Here is a 13,555-nt window from a genome sequence, read left to right as displayed (position 1 = left end):
CCTACACTACGTGTACTACCTCTCACCTGTAACGAGGATTTGCCATGAACGACCTGACTGTGACACGCAAGACCTTCGACGAAGTGATGGTGCCGGTATTCGCGCCCGCCGCCTTCGTGCCGGATCGCGGTCTCGGCTCACGCGTCTGGGATACGCAGGGCCGCGACTATATCGACTTCGCCGGCGGCATCGCCGTCACCGCGCTCGGTCATGCGCATCCGGAACTGCTGAAAGTTTTGCACGAGCAGGGCGGGAAGCTCTGGCATATCGGTAATGGCTACACCAACGAGCCGGTGCTGCGTCTGGCCAAACGTCTGGAAGACCTGACCTTCGCCGACCGCGCGTTCTTGGCGAACTCAGGCGCGGAAGCGAACGAAGCCGCGCTGAAACTCGCGCGCCGCGTCGCGTTCGAGCGTCATGGCGCCGACAAATTCGAAATCATCTCTTTCACGCAGTCGTTCCACGGCCGCACATTTTTCACCGTGAGCGTGGGCGGTCAGCCGAAGTATTCGGAAGGCTTCGGGCCGGTGCCGCAAGGCATCATCCACTTGCCGTACAACGACATTGAAGCGGCGAAGAAGGCAATCGGCGCGAAGACCTGTGCGGTCATCGTCGAGCCGATTCAGGGCGAAGGCGGTGTGATTCCCGCGGATCCTGCGTTCCTCAAGGCGCTGCGCGAAGCTTGCGATCAGCACGGCGCACTGCTCATTTTTGACGAGGTACAAACGGGCGTGGGCCGAAGCGGCTATTTCTATGCGTATCAGGAAACCGGTGTCACGCCGGACATTCTGACCACCGCGAAGGCACTCGGCAACGGCTTCCCGATCGGCGCGATGCTGACCACCAACGAACTGGCCGCGCACTTCAAGGTGGGCGTGCATGGTACGACCTATGGTGGCAATCCGCTCGGCTCGGCGATCGCCGAGAAAGTGGTCGAACTGGTCAGCAATCCGAAGCTGCTGGAAGGCGTGCGCACGCGTAGCGAAGTGCTGAAAGGTCATCTCGCGAAGCTCAACGAACGCTTCGGTCTTATCAAAGAAGTGCGCGGCAAGGGCCTGTTAATCGGCGCCGAATTGACCGACGCCTACAAGGGCCGTGCGAAAGACTTCGTCACGGCGGCCGGCCAGCATGGCGTGATCATGCTAATGGCGGGCCCGGACGTGCTGCGCTTTGTGCCGTCGCTGATCATGCCGCTCGACGACATGAACGAGGGCTTCGAGCGTCTCGCCAAGGCCATCGCGGAAGTGATCGGCGCGAAGGCCGAAGCGGCGTCGAAATAAACGGCCGGTTTCAACGCATCGCACTACTCATGCGTCACATTCAACAGGAACGATGATGCTCTTCGTACGCCCCGGCCGCCTCGCCGATCTCGATGCGCTCGAACATATGGCGCGCACCGCGCAACCGGTGCTGCATTCCCTGCCGCACGACCGGCGCGCGCTCGAAGCACGCGTCGCGCTGTCGGAAGACTCGTTTCGCGCGGACGTCGATTTTCCGGGCGAGGAGTTCTATCTGTTCGTGCTCGAGGATTCGGAGAGCGGCAAGCTGATGGGCACGGCGAGCATCGTCGCTGCCGCGGGTTATTCGGACCCGTTCTACGCGTTTCGCAACGACGCGCTGATTCATGCGTCGCGCGAGCTGCATGTGAACCGCAAGATTCACGCGCTCACCATGTCCCACGAACTCACGGGCAAGAGCCGGCTCGCGGGCTATTACATCGACCCGTCGCTGCGTGGCGACGCCGCCGCGCATCTGATGTCACGCGCGCGGATGATGTACATCGCGGCCAATCGTAAGCGCTTCACGCCAGAGGTGTTCTCGCTGCTGCTCGGCGTAACCGACGACAACGGCGTGTCGCCGTTCTGGGAAGCCGTGGGGCGCAAATTCTTCGGCCGCAATTTCGCCGACATCGAAATCGAATCCGGCGGACGCAGCAGAACGTTTATCGCGGAAGTGATGCCCACGTATCCAATTTATGTACCCTTGCTGCCGGAAGCGGCGCAGCGCGTGCTCGGCGAGCCGGACTCGAAGGCCTTGCTCGCGTATGAAATTCATCTTGAAGAGGGCTTCGAGACCGATCGCTTCATCGATATCTTCGATGCAGGCCCGGTCCTGACTGCACAGGTGGATCGCAGCGCGTGCGTGACGCGCAACGAAACGCGCGCGGTACACGAGGCGGCGGCCGCGTCGAACGATTCGACGTATCTGATCGCGCATAACGGCGCGGACGGCGAATTCCGCTGCGTGCTCGGCGGCCTGCCGGCGGCCAGCAACGAGGGCGCGCCGCTCGCGCAAGCGGCGCGTGCCGCGCTCGGCGTGCAGGACGGCGATGCGGTACGTTGCGTACCGCTGCATCAACCGCAATTGGATGAACAATCGGGAGACGCGCAATGATCGTCGTTCGCGTGGTGCAACGAGGCGATGTCGACGCGTTGATGCGGCTCGCGCAGGAAACCGGTCCAGGGCTTACCACGTTCAAGCCCGATCGCGAAGCACTCGCCGCGCGCGTCGAACGCGCGCGCCGCACGATGGAAGACAAGGCCGCGCCGCATGAAGCGGGCTACTTCTTCGTGATGGAAGACACGCAAACCGGTGACGTGGCCGGCGTCTGCGGAATCGAAGCCGCGGTCGGACTGCAACAGCCGTTCTACAACTATCGCGTGAGCACGGTGGTGCACGCGAGCCAGGATCTGGGCATCTGGACGCGCATGCGTGCGCTGAACATCTCGCACGACCTGACAGGTTATGCGGAAGTGTGTTCGCTATTCCTGAGCCCGCGTTATCGCACGAGCGGTGTGGGCGGCTTGCTGTCGCGCTCGCGCTTCATGTTTCTCGCGCAGTTTCGCGAGCGCTTTCCGCAGCGTTTATGCGCGGAATTGCGCGGCCATTTCGATGCAGAAGGCACGTCGCCGTTCTGGCGCGCGGTCGGCTCGCATTTCTACCAGATCGATTTCAACGCCGCGGATTACCTCAGCTCGCACGGACGCAAAGCCTTTCTCGCGGAACTGATGCCGCGCTATCCGGTGTATGTGGAGCTGTTGCCGGAAGAGGCGCAGCAATGCGTCGGCCTCACGCATAGTGACACGATTCCCGCGCGCCGCATGCTCGAAGCGGAAGGCTTGCGCTACGAGAACCACGTCGATATTTTCGATGCCGGTCCGGTGCTCGAATGCCATATCTCCGACTTGCGCACGGTTCGCGAAAGCGTGCTGGTGCCGGTCGAGATTGCCGAGGTGCCGGCGGGCGCAGCGCAGGATGCGCCGCGTTCCATGGTGTCGAATACCTCGCTTGGCGATTTTCGCGTGGGGGTGGCCGCGGGTGTGCCGCACGACGGCGTGTTCCTCATGAACGCGCTCGAAGCGTCGGCACTCGGCGTGAAGGCAGGCGACACCGTGCGGGTGCTGCCGCAGAAACACAAACAAGGATGATCATGAGCGAGCTTTTCATCGACGGCGAATGGGCCGCCGCCACAGGACCCGCATTCGCGTCGCGCAATCCGGGCACGGGCGCGACGGTGTGGGAAGGCAACAGCGCGTCCGCTGACGACGTTGACCACGCGGTGCGCAGCGCGCGCCGTGCCTTCGCGGCATGGTCGGCAGCGAGCCTCGACGAGCGTTGCGCGGTAGTGCGCCGCTTCGCCACGCTCGTCACGGAACGCAAGGAAGCGCTTGCGGAAGCAATCGGCCGCGAAACCGGCAAGCCGCTGTGGGAAGCGCGCACGGAAGCCGCTTCGATGGCCGCGAAAGTCGAGATTTCTATTCAGTCCTACAACGAGCGCACCGGCGAAAAGCGTTCGGCGATGGCGGACGGCACGGCGGTATTGCGGCATCGTCCGCATGGCGTGGTGGCGGTGTTCGGGCCGTATAACTTTCCGGGACATCTGCCGAATGGGCACATCGTGCCGGCGCTGATCGCGGGCAATGCGGTCGTGTTCAAACCATCGGAACTTGCGCCGGGCGTCGCCGCGCTCACCGTGCAGATCTGGCGCGACGCGGGCTTGCCAGCCGGCGTGCTGAATCTCGTGCAGGGCGAGAAGGACGCGGGCATTGCGCTCGCGAATCACCGGCAGATCGACGGCCTGTTCTTCACAGGTAGTTCGGACACCGGAACATTGCTGCACAAGCAATTCGGCGGACGTCCCGAGATCGTGCTCGCTCTTGAGATGGGCGGCAACAATCCGCTCGTGATCGGCCCGGTCGCGGACCTCGACGCCGCCGTGCATCACACGATCCAGTCGGCGTTTCTGTCGGCGGGTCAGCGCTGCACGTGCGCGCGCCGTATCCTTGTGCCGAACGATGCGTTCGGGGACCGCTTCCTCGCGCGCCTCACCGAGGTCACGTCGCGCATCAGCGTCGCCGAATACAACGCGGAGCCGCAGCCTTTCATGGGCGCGGTGATCTCGGCACGCGCGGCTTCGCGTCTCGTCGCGGCCCAGGAGCGTTTGCTTGCCGACGGCGCAAAAGCCCTGCTGAAGATGGAGCAGCGCGATCCGAAACTCGGCTTCGTCACGCCGGCCATTCTCGACGTGAGCGCCGTAAAGAATCTGCCCGACGAAGAGCACTTCGGACCGCTTGCGCAAATTGTCCGCTACGGCAGCTTCGAAGAAGCGCTCGAAAAGGCCAACGACACGGAGTTCGGTCTTTCGGCGGGCCTGCTTGCCGACGACGAATCGCTGTGGACGCATTTCCAGCGTTCGATCCGCGCGGGCATCGTCAACTGGAACCGGCCGACCAATGGGGCTTCGTCGGGCGCGCCGTTCGGCGGTCCGGGCCGTTCGGGCAACCACCGGCCGAGCGCGTATTACGCGGCCGATTACTGCGCGTATCCGATGGCGTCCGTCGAAAGCGCGCAACTGCAAATGCCCGCGAGCGTTTCGCCGGGCCTTCAATTCTAAGGATCGACGATGCAAGCCACTGAAGCCAATTTCGACGGTCTGGTCGGCCCGACCCACAACTATGCGGGGCTCTCGTTCGGCAACGTCGCGTCGCAGAACAACGAGAAGTCGGTTGCGAATCCGAAGGCGGCCGCGAAGCAGGGCCTGCGCAAGATGAAGCAACTGGCCGATCTCGGCTTTCATCAAGGCGTGTTGCCGCCGCAGGAACGACCGTCGATGCGTCTGTTGCGCGAGCTAGGTTTTTCCGGCGACGATGCAACGGTGATGGCGCGTGTGTCGAAGAATGCGCCGGAATTGCTGGCTGCGGCGAGTTCGGCGTCGGCCATGTGGACCGCGAATGCCGCGACGGTGAGTCCGTCTGCCGACACGCACGACGGCCGGGTGCATTTCACGCCGGCCAATCTGTGCAGCAAGCTGCATCGCGCGATCGAGCACGAGTCGACGCGCCGCACGTTGCGCGCCATGTTCAACGACGCCGATCGCTTCGCGGTGCATGAGGCGCTACCGGGCACGCCGGCGCTCGGCGATGAAGGCGCGGCGAATCACACGCGCTTCTGTTCCGAATATGGCATACGTGGTGTCGAATTCTTCGTGTATGGCCGCAGCGAGTATCGTCGCGGGCCGGAGCCGAAGCGTTTCCCGGCGCGTCAAACGTTCGAGGCGAGCCGCGCGGTCGCGCACCGTCATGGTCTGCAGGAAGAGGCCACGGTGTACGCGCAGCAGAACCCCGAAGTGATCGACGCGGGGGTGTTTCATAACGACGTGATCGCGGTCGGCAATCGCAATACGCTGTTCTGTCACGAGCTTGCGTTCGTCGAACAGAGCGCGGTGTACGACGAATTGCGCGCGAAGCTCTCGGGCCTGAAAGCCGAGTTCAACGTGATCCAGGTGCCCGACGCGCAGGTGAGCGTCGCGGACGCAGTGTCGTCGTATCTATTCAACAGTCAGTTGCTCACGCGCCCCGACGGCAAGCAGGTACTCGTGGTGCCGCAGGAGTGCCGCGAAAACCCGCGCGTGGCCGCTTACCTGGACGATCTGACATCGCACACCGGTCCTATCGACGACGTGCTCGTGTTCGATTTGCGCGAGAGCATGAAGAACGGCGGCGGCCCGGCATGTCTGCGTCTGCGTGTGGTGTTGAACGATGCCGAACGCGCCGCGGTCACGCAAGGCGTGTGGATCAACGACACGCTCTTCGGACGGCTCGACACGTGGATCGAAAAGCACTATCGCGACCGCCTGGCGCCGACGGATCTGGCCGATCCGCAACTGCTCGCCGAGTCGCGCAGCGCACTCGACGAACTCACGCAGATTCTTGGTCTGGGATCGTTGTATGACTTCCAGCGCTGAGCGCAACACGCCGCCTTCGATGCTGGACGATTTCCTCGCCTGCACGCTGGCGGGCACGCGGGCTGACGCTAACGAAATGCAAGGCACGTGTGCCGGTGGCGTGCGCTGGTCATGGCTGGACGACGGCGTGCTGCAGATGGAGCCCGCGGCGCTCGCAGCGGACACGCGCAGCGTGGTCGTGTCGGCGGGCGTGCATGGCGACGAGACGGCGCCGATCGAACTGTTGTCGTTTCTCGTGCGCGACATCGCGCGCGGCGACGCGGCATTGACGTGCCGTCTGCTGGTGATTCTCGGCAACGTCGATGCAATGCGCGACGCGTGCCGTTATCGCGACGACGACCTCAACCGCCTTTTTAGCGGCCGGCATCTGCAATTACCGCACAGTCACGAAGCGCCGCGCGCGGCGGCGCTCGAGCAAGCGGCGACGCAGTTTTTCGCCGCCGCGTCACGGCAGCCTGGCGCGCGTTGGCATATCGACATGCACACGGCAATCCGCGCGTCCGCATTCGAACGTTTCGCGTTGCTGCCGCACACGGGCAGGCCATTTTCTCGCGCGATGTTCGAGTGGCTCGGCGAAGCGCGCATCAGCGCCGTGCTGTTGCACACCACAAAGGGCAACACGTATTCGCATTTCACCGCGCAAACGTGCGAAGCCGAAGCATGCACGCTTGAGTTGGGCAAAGTCCGCCCGTTCGGCCAGAACGACCTGACGCGTTTTGCCGGCGCAGATAAGGCCTTGCGTCATCTGCTGGCCGGCACGAATGGCCGCGCGCAAGCGGAACTGCCGCGCGCCTTCACCGTGATCGATCAGATCACGAAGCAAAGCGACGCATTTGAATTGCTGGTTGCGCCGGACATTGCCAACTTCACGCCGTTCGGGAAGGACACCTTGCTCGCACGCGACGGCGACTATCGCTATGTCGTGCAACACGACGAAGAGCGTCTGGTGTTCCCGAACGCCACGGTGAAACCGGGCTTGCGCGCTGGATTGATGGTGATCGAGACCACGCGGGATACGCTGTCGAAACTCCTTTGACGACGTCGTTCGGGTGCGCCGCGGCGGCTGCATCGGCGCTGACGTTTTTGCGTGAACACGACATCAAGTTGCAGCTTCGCACGTTAGCTTCCGGCCCGCGTTTCGAATAGCGCCCTTGCAGAGGTGCCCGCGGGCGGGACACAGCCGCCTGTACAATCCCCGCCTCGCGGCTGCTGCGCTGCACCACATCGGCCGCACGAGTTTGAATCGCAATTTTGGCGCGGCAATCATGCCTCTCCGGATTCGGCTCCGTCTTATTCAATACCGTAGAGGAACACCTGAAATGAAGATGAATTGGCGAAACATGGCTGCGCTCGCGCTGTTCGCGACGGCAGCAATAACAGTAACGGCACGCTCCGCGGTGGCAGCGGAGATCAACGAAGTGCGCTTCGGCGTCGAAGCATCGTATGCGCCGTTCGAATCGAAGTCGCCGTCGGGCGAGTTGCAAGGTTTCGATATCGACGTCGGCAATGCTGTGTGCGCGAAGCTGAAGGCGAAGTGCGTGTGGGTCGAGAATTCGTTCGACGGTCTGATTCCCGCGTTGCAGGCGCGCAAGTTCAACGCGATCAACTCGGACATGACGATCACGGACCAGCGCCGTCAGGCGATCGAGTTTACCGATCCGATTTACACGATCCCGAATCAGATGATCGCGAAGAAGGGCAGCGGCTTGCAGCCCACGCCGGCTTCGTTGAAGGGCAAGCACGTCGGCGTGCTGCAAGGCACGATTCAGGAAACGTACGCAAAGGCTCGCTGGGCGCCGGCCGGTGTCGACGTCGTGCCGTATCAGACGCAGGATCAGATTTACGCCGACCTCGCATCGGGACGTCTCGATGCATCGTTTCAGGACGCCGAAGCGGCGTCGAAGGGCTTTTTGAAGAAGCCGCAAGGCGCGGGCTTCGAGTTCGCCGGTCCGGCGGTCTCCGATGAGAAACTGCTCGGCGCGGGCGTGGGCTTCGGCGTCCGCAAGGGCGACAAGGCGTTGAAGGACGCGTTGAACCAGGCGCTGAAAGAGCTGAAGGCGGACGGCACGATCGACCGCTTCGCGGCCAGATATTTCGACGTAAAGGTGGTGCTGAAGTAGGGCGTTGCAGGGCGGTGCCTGAGAGCAGGAACGGCCGCTAGTTGCGGCCGTTTTTGCATTTCAGGCGGTTCGACGCTTCATCGGTCCGAATGCTCGCCAATTATTTGCTGATATTGTTTTCTGGACATGCCCGGACCAGACGGCCTGCGCTAAAATCGCCAGACGCCGCGGTCGACGACGACAAAGCCAGGCCGCGCGCATCCGTGCAGCGATAACCACAAGACAGCAGCAAGCGCCGGGGCGGCGCCTCGCGGGGGACCAGAATGAGCACCATCGCAGTCGAAAATCGGAGCCGTACCGGCGCCACGGACGAGGCGCAATTGAATGCCAGCTTCGCGCGGCAGCCCATCCTCAATCGGGACGGCATGCTGTGCGGTTACGAAGTGAAGGTGCGCGCGCCGGAATTGCTGGCAGAGGCGCTGTCCGATGCCGACCCCGACATTGCAGACATTCCAGAGGAAGAGGAACAGGCGAGCGGCGACAGGCCAGGCCGCGCGCCCACGCCCGCGCAGCGCGCCGCGAGCGCGATCATCCGCGGACTGATAGAGGGCAATGTGCGCGGCGCGCTGACGGGGCACCCGGCCTATGTCGACACGAGCCGCGAAATGCTGTTCGACGACGCGATCCAGCGGTTGCCCGCCGAGCGCTTCCTGTTCGAGCTGTCGCCGAACATGGCAGTCGACGAGGAACTGATCGCCCGCATCATCCAGCTGCATGGCCGGCGTTATCGTTTCGTGCTCGATGACGTGACCCAGCCCAACGAGACCTTCGCGAAGCTGCTGCCGTACGCAGAAGCCATCAAGATCGATCTCATGCGTGCGCCCGCCGCGCTGCTACCCAAGCTGACGAGCGTGCTCAAGTCGGCGGGCAAGCTGTTGATCGCATCCGGGCTCGATGCTCAGGCCGATTTTGAAACGGCGCAAGAGCTCGGCTTCGACCGCTTCCAGGGCTATTTCTTCGCGCGTGCGCAGACCTCGACGACGCGCCGCGTGAGCGCGCCGCGCCATGCGCTGCTGAATCTACTGCAATTGCTGGCGGGCGATCCAACAGTCGCGCAGCTCGAAGCCGAACTGAAGCTCAATCCGGTGCTGGTCATGCATCTGATGAAGCTCGCGAATTCGAGCGGGCTCGCGGTCGGTCATAAGGTGACGACGCTACGCGACGCGATCAACGCAACGGGCACCGACCGCATCGCGCGCTGGACGCAGTTACTGCTTTACGCGGACGGCCGCAAGGTCGCGCTCGAGGACGATCCCTTGCTGCAACTCGCGGCCACTCGCGCGCGTTTCATGGAACTGGCGATCGAACGCTTGCCCGAAGCCGGCCGCGACGAAGCCGACGCGGCGTTTCTGACCGGCGTGTTTTCTTTCGTCGACGCGGTGTTCGGCGGCTCGCTCGAAAGCACGTTGAATGTGCTGACGCTGTCGCGTCCGATCCAGGCGGCGATTCTGCAACGCGAGGGCGTGCTCGGTTTGTTGCTGAGCACCGTCGAAGCGCTGGAAAACGGCGCGTGGGACGAGCTTGCCGCGCTCTGCGTACAGCTTGCGCCGTTGACGGTGGAAGAGCTCGCCCAGATGGGACTCGCGGCGGGCGCCTGGGCAGGCGTGGCGGACCGCAGCGCGGAAGGGTTGGAAAGAATCGAGGATTGACGCCGCGAATCGACAGAATGCCGGCATGCTGTGCGGGCCGGCATCGCGAATCTGGCGTCTACAATCAGGCGTCGGGCAAATACAAAAACTGGAAACTCACGCACCGTGATCAACGATCACGCCACGTCTTTACATCGTCTCCATTTCCCGCATCTGCCCCAGGCCGAAAAAACGGCCTAACTCCCTGGCCAGTTCATTCAGCACGCTCATCTCTTTCTGGGAGATGCGGCGTGGCTCCTGAGTATGCGACCAGTCGCCGTAAAGCAGTGCAACAGTCTGGTCGGTCTCATCCACGACTGGTAGCAGCACGAAGGCGCGGGCGTCGTCGAATGAACGGCGGAACCATTCGGGCAGCCGCGCCACCATCTTCGGCTCGCGCGCGTTTTCTATGAAGATGCCCACCGAGTTTGCGATGGCAAGATGAAACACGTCAGGCTCGAAGGCCGAGCTGAATGTGAGCTTCGGGAGCGCCGCATCGATCTTCGGGCCGAGCCCCAGGCGCGCGCGGAAGGTGCCGTTGCTGTGCTTGACGAACACCACCGTCCGCGCGAAGCCGAGCGCCGCGAGCACGGTTTCCGAGGCCATGCCGAGCGCCGGCGTGAGCGAGCTGCTGTCGGGCAGGGCGCGCAGATCTTCGACGCCCGCCGCGATGCGCGCTTCCGGGTCTAGCGCCTCACGCGCCATTGCATCGGCGTTCGCGCGCAACTCGACTATCTCGCGCATCACGCCGTCGCCGCCTTCCTCGCGGGCCAGTGCGACGCTCATCGCGAGCAGCACTTCCGGATCGGTGTTGAGCGCGCGGCTATATTCCTGCGCGAGTTCCGCGATGCGTTCCTCGCGCTCGAAGTCGGGCACGTTCTGCTGCGTGAGAACGTCCGCGACCGCCGTCGAGTAATTGGTGATGGCGCGCAGCCACTGCACCTGGCGTGGCTGCTCGGTGTCCTGCGGATCGAACTCGCCCATGCCCGAGCGGATCATGTCGGGCAGGCGCCAGCGCACTGCGGCTTCCGCGCCGATTTCGTCGAAGGTCACGCCGAGGACCAGCACGCACGCCTCCGCTTCCAGCGTGCCGGTTTCGATGTGCCGGCGTATCTGATCCCATTCGGCGTCGAGATAGAACACCACCAGCAGCTTGCCGATCTGCCGCATCAGCGTGCAGACCACGGCTTCCTCGCCGGCACGCAGATCGCCGCGTTCGGTCAGCTTGCGCGCAACGCATCCCGACAGCAGCGTGCGATTCAGTTCGAGCTTCGCGTCGATGCGGCGCGGCGCGCTGTGATGAAAGTGATCGACGATTTTCAGGCCGACGACGAGATGGCCGACGGCGTCCATGCCGAGCACCATCAGCGCGCGCGATACCGTGGTGATGTTGCCGCCGAACGCCATATACATGGCCGAGTTCGCGAGCCGCAGCACCTTTTGCGTCAGCGCGAAGTCCGAGAGCACCACCTGCACGAGGCCGGTGAAGTCGAGGTCGTCGTTGTTCATCGCCGTCATGGTGGTGCGCAACGATTGCGACAGCATGGGGAAATCGCCGCGCTCGCTCATTCGCGTCCAGAGCCGGTCGAGCACCGCCGCCTTTACCATGTGAGTCCCGCAAAAGCCATACATGTTCCAATGAATGCCACGCCGGCATGAAGCCGGCTTGTGTCGCTGCGTAAGCGCTTGACCCGCACCGCTATGCGCTGTGCAGATGAAGCGAGCGCGCTTCGAAACGCTGCGCCAGTTCGTCGGAGGGCAACGCCTTGCAGACGAGCCATCCCTGTATGTGGTCGCATCCCATCTCGGTGAGCACGGTGCGCTGCGCTTCCGTTTCAACGCCCTCGGCAACCAGTTCGAGGTCGAGGGTCTGGGCGAGGCCGACCACCGCGCTGACGATCGCCTGATCGTTTCGGGAGGTTAGCAGATTCTCGACAAAACTCCTGTCGATCTTGAGCTTTGCAAGGGGAAACCGTTGCAGGTAAGCCAGGCTCGAATAGCCGGTGCCGAAATCGTCGACGGCGAAGCGGATGCCCATCGCCGTCAGGTCCTCCAGCAACACCTTGGCGTGCGCCGGGTCGTGCATCAGCAGGCTTTCGGTGATCTCGAACACGAGACGCCGCGGGTCGATGCCAGTCAGGTTGATCGCTTCGCGCACGGCGTCCTTGAAACGCGGATCGCGGAACTGCTGCGGCGACACATTGACCGCGACGTATTGCAGCGAAATGCCCTTCGCGTCCCACTGGATCAACTGCATGCAGGCGACCTTCAACACCCAGTTGCCGAGAAAGTTGATGAGGCCGATCGACTCCGCGAGCGGAATGAACATCGACGGCGGCACGAGGCCATGCACCGGATGCAGCCAGCGGATCAACGCCTCGACCCCGACCACCCCGTGCGTGCGGCTGCTCGTGATTGGCTGGAAGTGCAGCGAGAACTCGCCGTTGCGAACCCCGTCGTAGAGATCCGCCTCCAGCTTCAGGCGCTCCGCGTCGGCGGGATTATCGTCGGGCACATAGAACGCCAGCGTGTTGCCGCCGGCCGCCTTGGCTTGCAACAACGCGTGGTCGGCCCAGCGAAGCAGATGCGTGTCGTGCGCGGCGGTGTCGTTGGCATGGCGCACGTCCGGATAGAGCGCAATGCCGATGCTCGCCGACAGATGCACCTGCTGGCCGCTGAATACATAGGGCTGCTGGATCGCGGTCAACAGACGCCGCGCCAGCGCCTCGGCGGCGGCGGCCGCGTCGGTGCGGTTGGCGGCGGGCTTCACGAGAATCGCGAACTCGTCGCTTGCCACGCGCGCCACGGTCTCGGTCGGGCTCGTCATGTTGAGCAGACGCCGCGCCGTGTCGCGCAGCATTTCATCGCCGGCGTCGTAGCCGAGCGCGCGGTTCACACGCTGATAATCGTCGATGTCGAGCAGCAGCAGCGCGGCCGGCGTGCCATGCGCGTCGGCCTGCCGTTGAGCCTCGAGCACCGCGGGAATCAGCGCGGATTGATTGGCGAGGTTGGTCAGGCGGTCCAGATGCAGCGCCTGGATAAGGCGCTCCTCGCTGGCGCGCCAGGCGGACACGTCGAAGCCGGCGATCGCATAGCCTTCGACGCCGTGATGGCTGTTGCGCACCACGCGCAACTCGACAGTGATCGGGTAGGTCAGCGACTTGATGAGCCCGAGCGTGGCTTTCTCGACATTGCCCGAAGCCGACGCGCGGGCGAGCAGCGCGTCGAGGCGCGCTACGTCGGCCTGCGCCACCAGTTCATGCAGCGTGATCGTCTCGAGATACTCGCGGTGATAGCCGATGAAGCGCAGGCTGGCGTCGGACACATAGATAAAGCGCAGTTCGCTATCCACGTGCGCCAGCAGGTCGACGGCGCCGACCACCTGCTCCAGTTGCGGCGTGCGGGCGGGGCCCGTTTGCACCTTGTCGTCCGCGCGCCGGCCGCGTGCAAGAAGCCGGCTCACGACCGTGCGCAAGGAGCCCCGGCGGGGCGCGGTGATCCTGTTCGCTTCCATGTTTGTCGCTGGCAACCTGTATTCGTCTGCAGGCGGAGCGGCTTGCTAT

The 13,555-nt window shown here is 63.7% G+C and carries 10 protein-coding genes; 8 read left to right on the top strand and 2 right to left on the bottom strand.

What is annotated here, in order from left to right; translation table 11 throughout:
* Nucleotides 1–44: 44 nt before the first annotated feature.
* The 8 genes from C0Z16_RS28580 to C0Z16_RS28545 all read left to right on the top strand — a co-directional run bounded on the left by C0Z16_RS28580 (nt 45) and on the right by C0Z16_RS28545 (nt 10,013).
* Nucleotides 45–1,280: an aspartate aminotransferase family protein gene (locus tag C0Z16_RS28580; RefSeq protein ID WP_102635413.1), complete on the top strand. Its 1,236-nt coding sequence runs from the start codon at nt 45–47 to the stop codon at nt 1,278–1,280.
* Nucleotides 1,281–1,335: 55 nt separating this feature from the next.
* A complete protein-coding gene (gene aruF, locus C0Z16_RS28575; protein WP_102635412.1) occupies nt 1,336–2,394 on the top strand; it encodes an arginine/ornithine succinyltransferase subunit alpha in 1,059 nt (352 codons plus the stop codon).
* Nucleotides 2,391–3,428, top strand: a complete 1,038-nt coding sequence (gene astA / locus C0Z16_RS28570; RefSeq protein WP_102635411.1) for an arginine N-succinyltransferase — start codon at nt 2,391–2,393, stop codon at nt 3,426–3,428. Before aruF ends, astA begins: the two co-directional genes overlap by 4 nt.
* 2 nt (nt 3,429–3,430) lie before the next feature.
* A complete protein-coding gene (gene astD / locus C0Z16_RS28565) occupies nt 3,431–4,894 on the top strand; it encodes a succinylglutamate-semialdehyde dehydrogenase (RefSeq protein ID WP_102635410.1) in 1,464 nt (487 codons plus the stop codon).
* Nucleotides 4,895–4,903: 9 nt separating this feature from the next.
* A complete protein-coding gene (gene astB / locus C0Z16_RS28560; RefSeq protein ID WP_102635409.1) occupies nt 4,904–6,244 on the top strand; it encodes an N-succinylarginine dihydrolase in 1,341 nt (446 codons plus the stop codon).
* Nucleotides 6,228–7,280 carry a succinylglutamate desuccinylase gene (gene astE, locus C0Z16_RS28555; RefSeq protein WP_102635408.1) on the top strand — a complete coding sequence of 351 codons (1,053 nt, stop codon included), beginning with the start codon at nt 6,228–6,230 and terminating at the stop codon, nt 7,278–7,280. Before astB ends, astE begins: the two co-directional genes overlap by 17 nt.
* A 283-nt stretch (nt 7,281–7,563) precedes the next feature.
* Nucleotides 7,564–8,364, top strand: coding sequence for an ABC transporter substrate-binding protein (locus C0Z16_RS28550; RefSeq protein ID WP_102635407.1), 801 nt, complete (start codon nt 7,564–7,566; stop codon nt 8,362–8,364).
* Nucleotides 8,365–8,627: 263 nt separating this feature from the next.
* Nucleotides 8,628–10,013: an EAL and HDOD domain-containing protein gene (locus C0Z16_RS28545; protein ID WP_102635406.1), complete on the top strand. Its 1,386-nt coding sequence runs from the start codon at nt 8,628–8,630 to the stop codon at nt 10,011–10,013.
* Nucleotides 10,014–10,142: 129 nt separating this feature from the next.
* Here C0Z16_RS28545 and C0Z16_RS28540 read toward each other — a convergent pair whose 3' ends face one another.
* A complete protein-coding gene (locus C0Z16_RS28540; protein WP_102635405.1) occupies nt 10,143–11,600 on the bottom strand; it encodes an HDOD domain-containing protein in 1,458 nt (485 codons plus the stop codon).
* Nucleotides 11,601–11,691: 91 nt separating this feature from the next.
* Complete coding sequence (locus tag C0Z16_RS28535) at nt 11,692–13,506, bottom strand: putative bifunctional diguanylate cyclase/phosphodiesterase (RefSeq protein WP_102635404.1); 1,815 nt, start codon at nt 13,504–13,506, stop codon at nt 11,692–11,694.
* Between the last annotated feature and the right edge of the window lie 49 nt (nt 13,507–13,555).

The organism is Paraburkholderia rhynchosiae (assembly GCF_002879865.1).
Classification (GTDB): Bacteria; Pseudomonadota; Gammaproteobacteria; order Burkholderiales; family Burkholderiaceae; genus Paraburkholderia; species Paraburkholderia rhynchosiae.
Note: the sequence above shows the minus strand (reverse complement) of the source record. Positions and strands in the feature narration are given on the sequence as shown.

Excerpts from the sequence above, each read along its gene's own strand:
- C0Z16_RS28580 (WP_102635413.1), top strand. The coding sequence starts at position 45 with ATGAACGACCTGACTGTGACACGCAAGACCTTCGACGAAGTGATGGTG.
- C0Z16_RS28540 (WP_102635405.1), bottom strand. The coding sequence starts at position 11,600 with ATGGTAAAGGCGGCGGTGCTCGACCGGCTCTGGACGCGAATGAGCGAG.
- astA (WP_102635411.1), top strand. The coding sequence starts at position 2,391 with ATGATCGTCGTTCGCGTGGTGCAACGAGGCGATGTCGACGCGTTGATG.
- astB (WP_102635409.1), top strand. The coding sequence starts at position 4,904 with ATGCAAGCCACTGAAGCCAATTTCGACGGTCTGGTCGGCCCGACCCAC.
- astE (WP_102635408.1), top strand. The coding sequence starts at position 6,228 with ATGACTTCCAGCGCTGAGCGCAACACGCCGCCTTCGATGCTGGACGAT.
- C0Z16_RS28535 (WP_102635404.1), bottom strand. The coding sequence starts at position 13,506 with ATGGAAGCGAACAGGATCACCGCGCCCCGCCGGGGCTCCTTGCGCACG.
- C0Z16_RS28545 (WP_102635406.1), top strand. The coding sequence starts at position 8,628 with ATGAGCACCATCGCAGTCGAAAATCGGAGCCGTACCGGCGCCACGGAC.
- aruF (WP_102635412.1), top strand. The coding sequence starts at position 1,336 with ATGCTCTTCGTACGCCCCGGCCGCCTCGCCGATCTCGATGCGCTCGAA.
- astD (WP_102635410.1), top strand. The coding sequence starts at position 3,431 with ATGAGCGAGCTTTTCATCGACGGCGAATGGGCCGCCGCCACAGGACCC.
- C0Z16_RS28550 (WP_102635407.1), top strand. The coding sequence starts at position 7,564 with ATGAAGATGAATTGGCGAAACATGGCTGCGCTCGCGCTGTTCGCGACG.